A 6,294-nucleotide genomic window follows, 5' to 3' on the forward strand; every position below is an offset into this window, starting at 1 on the left:
GGCACCGCGGACACCAATTTTGCCGGCCTGGAGGCCCGGAAATACCTGGAATTTGAGCAGGCCTTCATGTTTTACCTGCCCCGGCTGTGCGAGCACTGCCTAAATCCGGCATGTGTTGCCTCATGTCCGTCAGGCGCGCTTTACAAAAGGGATGAAGACGGCATCGTGCTGGTGGATCAGGCCCGTTGCCGGGGCTGGCGCTACTGCGTGTCCGGCTGCCCCTACAAAAAGGTCTATTTCAACTGGAAAACCGGCACCTCGGAAAAATGCATCTTCTGCTATCCCAGAACAGAAAGCGGCATGACAACGCTCTGCTCTGCCTCCTGCGTGGGCCGGATCCGGTATGTGGGTGTGATCCTCTATGACGCAGACCGCATATCAAAGGCCGCATCCGCTGCCGATCCCAAAGACATCTATCCGGCCCTTGTGGACATGATGCTCGATCCCAATGATCCCAAGGTGCTTGATGAGGCTGAAAAACAGGGCATTTCCCAGGGGGTTTTAAAGGCCGCCCAAAACTCGCCCACAGACAAGCTCATGCGCAAATGGCCCCTGGCCCTGCCGCTTCACCCGGAATACAGGACCCTTCCCATGGTCTGGTATGTTCCGCCCTTAAGCCCCGTGCAGACCGGCGCTGAACACACTGATTTTGATGAAACCCTTTTGGACATGCGCATTCCCGTCAAATACCTGGCCAATCTCCTGGCAGCCGGTGACGAGGCCCCGGTGCGCCGGTCTCTTAAATATATCATGGCCCTGCGGGCCTACATGCGCTCTATGCGCCTGGAAAAAACCCCGGACAAAAGCATACTTGAGCAGGCCGGACTGGATAAAAAAACAGATGCAGCAACGATGCTGGAGACCTATGACCTGCTGGCCATTGCCAAGCACAAGGACCGGTTTGTGATTCCAACAGCCCCGACCCCGGATCAGGCGGACATGCGCATGACACAAGGCGAAAAAGGATTTGAGTAAAGTTATGGACACGGGTTTTCAAAAACAGATCAAGGCATTGTCGTTTCTGCTCCAGTTTCCGGATGAAAAGACCCTTGACTCCCTGCGTTCGGCCACCACCGGGATCGAGCAGGTATTTGCCGAGCCAGGGCGCGTTCATATCCGGAAATTTCTGCAATACCTCACCGAAACCCCGCACCTGGGCGTCCAGGAAGCCTTTTGCGCGGCATTTGATCTAAATCCCGACACCTGCATGAACCTGACTTGGCATGAATACCAGGACGGCGCAAAGCGGGGCCCGGCCCTGGCCCGGTTTGCCCGGGCATTTGATCAGGCCGGGTTTGATCCGGTCTGCACGGATCTGCCCGATTACTTGCCCATGGTGCTCGAACTCATGTCCCAGTCAACAAACGGCGACTTTCAATGGGTGATCGCAGAGCACCGGCAAACCGTAAAAATGCTCACAGAGCGGCTCAAATCCATGCAAAGCCCGTATGCCGGGATTTTTCAGGTTTTGAGCGAAACATTTGAGAATTGCGCCAACCAATACAAAAAGGGGGCCTGATGAGCGGATTTATCCATATTTTGGGTTTTATCGTTTTTCCGTATATCGCCCTGACAATCTTTGTCCTCGGCCATGCCTGGCGGTATGTCACGGACTGGAAACGCTGGAACGCGGCGTCTTCCCAGTTTCTGCACAAAGACAGCCTCAAGGGCGGCATTACCATCTTTCACTGGGGCGCGCTGCTGACCCTCTTGGGCCATGCCGGGGGCATGCTGATCCCCCAGCGGGTTTATGACGTCTTTGGCATCAATGAAGCCGCCCATAATTTCATGGCCTACTGGGCGGGTCTGGCGGCCGGGCTGCTTATGATTGCCGGGGTTATCTGGCTGCTGGTGCGAAGAATCCGCCAGGACCGGATTGCGTCAAACACCTCAATCCATGACTATGTTTTGCTGGTCCTGATTCTGGTGGTTTCCGGGCTGGGGCTTTACAACGTGGTATTCACCCATTATGACGTGCTTTACTCCGTGGCTCCCTGGATCCGCAGCATCGTGGTGCTGGCCCCCAATCCCGCGCTCATGGCCCCGGTGCCGGTGTCCTACAAGCTGCATATCCTAAGCGCGTTTCTGCTTCTGGCCTATTCGCCCTTTACCCGGCTGGTGCACATCTGGAGCGCGCCCGTGACCTATTTGTACCGAAGCTATGTGATTTTCAGAAAATTAGCCGGTCCAAAAGGAGTCTAAACCATGGCAGATGAAAACAACAATGAAAACGGGGCTGTTTGTTATGCCCAGTCCACCCGGAGCGCGGCCCTGACCTGGACCACGCTTGCATTTTTTGCCGGGTTTGCCGGGGTCTCGGCATTCGGGCCCATTGTTTCGCGCATAAAGGAATCCATGGAAATCAACGCGGTGCTCATGGGCGTGCTGTCTGCCTCGCCGTCTCTGACCGGATCACTGCTGCGCATTCCCTTTGGCGCGGCCGTGGACCGCATGGGCGGTAAAAAGCCCATCCTTATCCTGCTGGGCCTGGCAGGCGCGGGCATTATCGGCCTGGCGCTTTTGTTTGCCCTGTTTCCAGAGCCTGAGGCCGCACAGTTTCCGCTGTTTTTGCTGGCCGGTATCTTGTGCGGCTGCGGCATTGCCATATTTTCCGTGGGCATTCCCACGGTTTCCTACTGGTATCCCCAGAAAAAACAGGGCGCGGCCCTGGCCGCCTATGCCGGGCTGGGCAATCTCGCCCCGGGCCTGTTTGCCATGCTGCTGCCTGCCATGGTGGCGGCCATGGGGCTGAAGTTTTCCTACATTGTCTGGGCGGGATTCGTGCTGGCGGTGTTTGTGCTGGTGATGCTGTTTATGAAAGATGCCCCGTATTTCCAATACCGGGAAATGGGCATTGAAATCGATGAAGACGCTCTGATCCATGCCTGCGGCCAGGAGCTGCTGCCGTCCGGCAATGCAACCGATTCGCTGAAAAAAGCCGGGGGCAACTGGCGCACCTGGATTCTGACCTATTTTTACTTTATCAACTTCGGCGGTTTTATCGCCCTGACAGTCTGGTTTCCCACCTACTGGTCCGAGTTTTTCAAAATGAGCATCATGTCCGCCGGGTTTCTCACCGCTGCTTACTCGCTTTCCTCATCTCTTCTGCGGGTGGCCGGCGGCCGGGCAGCAGACATTTTCACCGGCGAAAAAGTGGCCCTGTTTTCGTTTTTTGCCGTCATTGCCGGCTCCATCCTCATGGTCCTTGTGGCCGAATCCTTTGCCCTGGCCTTTCTGGGCCAGATGATCATGGCCCTCGGCATGGGCTTTGCCAATGCCGCCGTGTTCAAACTGGTTCCCCGCTACACACCCGCCGCAGTGGGCGGGGCCTCGGGCATCGTGGGCGGCCTGGGCGCATTCGGCGGATTCGTCATCCCCCCGGCCATGGGCCTGTTTGTGGCCATCTCCCCGGTGGCCGGCTACAGCAACGGATTTGCCGTCTTTACCATCCTCACATTCATCGCCCTGGGGCTTTTATATGTGCTGTACCGTTATCCCCCGCCTGAGGACAAGACCTTGTAAATGGCCGGCAGGGTTTCCTTTCCTTAAAGAATGCGCCGGCATTTGCCACCAAAAAGACCGGCCGGCACGGAGTTTTCTGCCTCTAACCCTTCAGTTTCTGGTCATAATCCCATTTACTCTTGACATTCCGGTTTAATTCAGTTGTATGTGAATATATCACATGTGTACTCGAAAAAATCCGCCCGTTTGATTCCACCCCACACCCGGAAACAGCGGAAGGGCAAGCGCATGTTTCAAAGAATTCTTCCCGGAATATCGATTCCCAAAATTTCAAAGCAACCACATTCTTTTAATAAAGAGCCCGAATTTCAGATTTTATATCCTGCAGTTATGAACTTTTGTTGGAGGTTATAACTGCAGGATTTGCAGGATATCACCAATCATCTGCCGAACAGCTGGATTGATTCTAAGCAACTTCGGCAGTCTAATCATTGTTCGGCGATAAAATATTTGACATAGCATGGATACCGTGTTACTGTGCTTTCATGATACAATCATTTAAAGATCAGGGTACAGAAGATATTTTCGATGGGAAAAACAGCAAGGCTGCCCGAAAACTATGCCCTCAATATCTTTGGATTTTAGCTGCGAGAAAACTGGAGCAGGTTGACTCCGCAACAAACCTTGACGATTTAAAGGTTCCGCCGGGAAATCGCTTGGAAGCCCTGTCAGGAGATCGTGATGGGCAGTACAGTATTCGAATCAATGATCAGTATCGCGTATGTTTTAAATGGGATAATGGCAATGCAGATAATGTTGAAATCATTAGTGTCCGGTTAAGAATCAAATAATTTCAGTTGGATATGTTTGCAGTCATTTTCAATTTCGTAACTAGAAATTTTAAGTAACTGAGATAACGATATTTTTTCAAAAAGAGTCAAGCTTAATAGCTGTAAAATTGTGTAGAGACTGTGCTCTATTTTGAGGCGCTTTTTCAGGATCGCGACCAAAACATATACCGAGATAGCGATCCAGATTTGAGTTTTAACGGCATTTTCTGATGTACCAAAAAACGCTTTAATCCGTAAATGCTGCTTGATCCATTTGAAAAAGAGCTCCACCTGCCAGCGGCATCTGTAAAGATCAGCGATTGTCAATGCTGGCAATGCAAAATGGTTGGTCAAAAAAACCAGATTTCGATTTTGTTGTTCATCAAAATATCGGATTCGACGCAGCTTCTCGGGATAATGCTTTCGGCTGTTGTGGCCATCTAAAACTATGATCTGGTCACAGCGCAAACCGCAGGATTTATCCACAGGCTGTGAATACAGTCGCCGCACTTTGGTATTGGCCTTTGTGCGTATGATGAAAAAAGCCGGTGTTTGGGCCGTGGAAAACAGGCGGCCAAAATCCAGATATCCACGATCCATTACATAAATGGCGCCGACTTCAGGGACGAGAACATCCAATACATTAACATCATGCACTTTGCCTTCGGTGATATCAACAAATGTGGGGATGTTCCCTCTTAAATCCAGTAGTGTATGCAATTTAACCGCGCTCTTGGTTTTTCGGAACCGGGCCCATGGAAAAACCGATAAACAAAGATCGATCGTACTGGCATCCAATGCATATACAGTTTCATCAAGCTCGACACCGAAGTCTTCACCGGCATAGAGTTTTTTTGCAAGCACAATTAGTCGCTGGGCAAAATCGCGATAAATTCGCCAATCACGGCTTTCGTTGGCATCGGCCAATGTGCTGCGAGAAATTTTCCCCCGGAAGCCGCAATGCTATAGCTTTTTATCCATGGCCCGTAAGCAGCATTCAATATCGCGAAGGCTTTCACGATAAGTCAGCTGGGCAAAGGCCATGCAAAGATATTGATCATAGCATGTAAAAGAACGAACCCGGTAGTTGCCCTGATACCGGTCAACGCACCGTCGGAATTGGTGCATTGGTAAAAAATCCATAATCTGAGAGAATACAGTGCTGCCAACGTTCATTACATTTTCCCTCCCGCAAGATTTTTAGAAAGCCCCTGCGGGAAGGCGTATCGCTGACAGTGGAAAATTTCAAATCGATAACACTTTTAAACAGCAATTTTTTCAATATTTAAAAATGGTTACGCTTTATTCAATCTGGCTTAACCGGACAGTAGTGTGTTGAAATAGTCGATTATCATTGAAAATTCAGGAGAATATTATGATTAGAATTCCCAAATACAGAGAGCCGACGCATCCGGGAGAAATGTTGGTGGAGGAATTTTTGGCTCCACTGTCTATAACGCAACGAGATTTGTCTAAGGCGATTCATGTTCCTTACCAGCGAATTAATGAGATTGTAAATGGGCGGCGCGGTATTACACCCAGCACAGCTTTACGCTTGGCAAAATTTTTTAACATGTCAGAGGATTTCTGGATGAATATGCAGCTTCGATGGGACTTATATCGTGCTAAAAATTCAGAAGAAAGAGAATTGCGTATGATAAAGCCCTATACGTCTTCTGAACACACAACCCATATGTAAAAGAGTCCGCCGATCCAGTCAGCCCAGGTGACAGCCAGGGCCGGCGGCGTTTTGGTAGGGCGAGGGGGCTTGAACTTCATACATTTTTAACTAAGCCAGTGGAAGCCCTGGCTGCTCCTGGCTTCCAACGTTAGCGATCTAAAACGTACGAGGTGTTTATATGAAGCGAGAGAAATTACTTGAGCAAATAAGGCGAGCCGTCCACGAAGTGGAACCCGGCGCTGAGATCATTCTTTACGGCTCACGCTCGCGTGGAGATGCAATCGCGGAATCAGACTGGGACTTCCTCGTCCTGGTTGATGG

Annotated in this window: 7 protein-coding genes and 1 pseudogene; 7 read left to right on the forward strand and 1 reads right to left on the reverse strand. The window is 51.0% G+C overall.

Annotation, left to right across the window (positions count from 1 at the left end):
* The 5 genes from ACTCIA_RS15895 to ACTCIA_RS15915 form a co-directional block, all read left to right on the forward strand.
* Positions 1 to 975, forward strand: a 975-nt coding sequence (locus ACTCIA_RS15895) for a 4Fe-4S dicluster domain-containing protein (protein ID WP_463002786.1), incomplete at its 5' end; no start/stop codon positions are given.
* Complete coding sequence (gene narJ / locus ACTCIA_RS15900) at positions 968 to 1,519, forward strand: nitrate reductase molybdenum cofactor assembly chaperone (protein WP_463002787.1); 552 nt, start codon at positions 968 to 970, stop codon at positions 1,517 to 1,519. The genes ACTCIA_RS15895 and narJ, both read left to right, overlap by 8 nt.
* Positions 1,519 to 2,202, forward strand: a complete 684-nt coding sequence (narI, locus tag ACTCIA_RS15905) for a respiratory nitrate reductase subunit gamma (RefSeq protein WP_463002788.1) — start codon at positions 1,519 to 1,521, stop codon at positions 2,200 to 2,202. Before narJ ends, narI begins: the two co-directional genes overlap by 1 nt.
* 3 nt (positions 2,203 to 2,205) lie before the next feature.
* Positions 2,206 to 3,522, forward strand: a complete 1,317-nt coding sequence (locus ACTCIA_RS15910) for an MFS transporter (RefSeq protein WP_463002789.1) — start codon at positions 2,206 to 2,208, stop codon at positions 3,520 to 3,522.
* Between the two features lie 485 nt (positions 3,523 to 4,007).
* Positions 4,008 to 4,313 (forward strand): type II toxin-antitoxin system RelE/ParE family toxin, encoded by a 306-nt coding sequence (locus tag ACTCIA_RS15915; protein WP_463002790.1) that lies wholly within the window; start codon positions 4,008 to 4,010, stop codon positions 4,311 to 4,313.
* On the opposite strand, the pseudogene ACTCIA_RS15920 reads toward ACTCIA_RS15915, so the two are convergent.
* A pseudogene (locus ACTCIA_RS15920) lies at positions 4,299 to 5,468 on the reverse strand (IS4 family transposase). The gene ACTCIA_RS15915 and the pseudogene ACTCIA_RS15920 overlap by 15 nt on opposite strands.
* 199 nt (positions 5,469 to 5,667) lie before the next feature.
* On the opposite strand from ACTCIA_RS15920, the gene ACTCIA_RS15925 reads away from it, so the two are divergent.
* Positions 5,668 to 5,991 carry a HigA family addiction module antitoxin gene (locus ACTCIA_RS15925; protein WP_463002791.1) on the forward strand — a complete coding sequence of 108 codons (324 nt, stop codon included), beginning with the start codon at positions 5,668 to 5,670 and terminating at the stop codon, positions 5,989 to 5,991.
* Between the two features lie 160 nt (positions 5,992 to 6,151).
* A partial coding sequence (locus ACTCIA_RS15930; RefSeq protein ID WP_463002792.1) for a nucleotidyltransferase domain-containing protein occupies positions 6,152 to 6,294 on the forward strand: 143 nt, incomplete at its 3' end.

It is taken from the genome of Desulfosalsimonas sp., from assembly GCF_055149105.1.

Excerpts from the sequence above, each read along its gene's own strand:
- narI (WP_463002788.1), top strand. The coding sequence starts at position 1,519 with ATGAGCGGATTTATCCATATTTTGGGTTTTATCGTTTTTCCGTATATC.
- ACTCIA_RS15910 (WP_463002789.1), top strand. The coding sequence starts at position 2,206 with ATGGCAGATGAAAACAACAATGAAAACGGGGCTGTTTGTTATGCCCAG.
- ACTCIA_RS15915 (WP_463002790.1), top strand. The coding sequence starts at position 4,008 with ATGATACAATCATTTAAAGATCAGGGTACAGAAGATATTTTCGATGGG.
- ACTCIA_RS15925 (WP_463002791.1), top strand. The coding sequence starts at position 5,668 with ATGATTAGAATTCCCAAATACAGAGAGCCGACGCATCCGGGAGAAATG.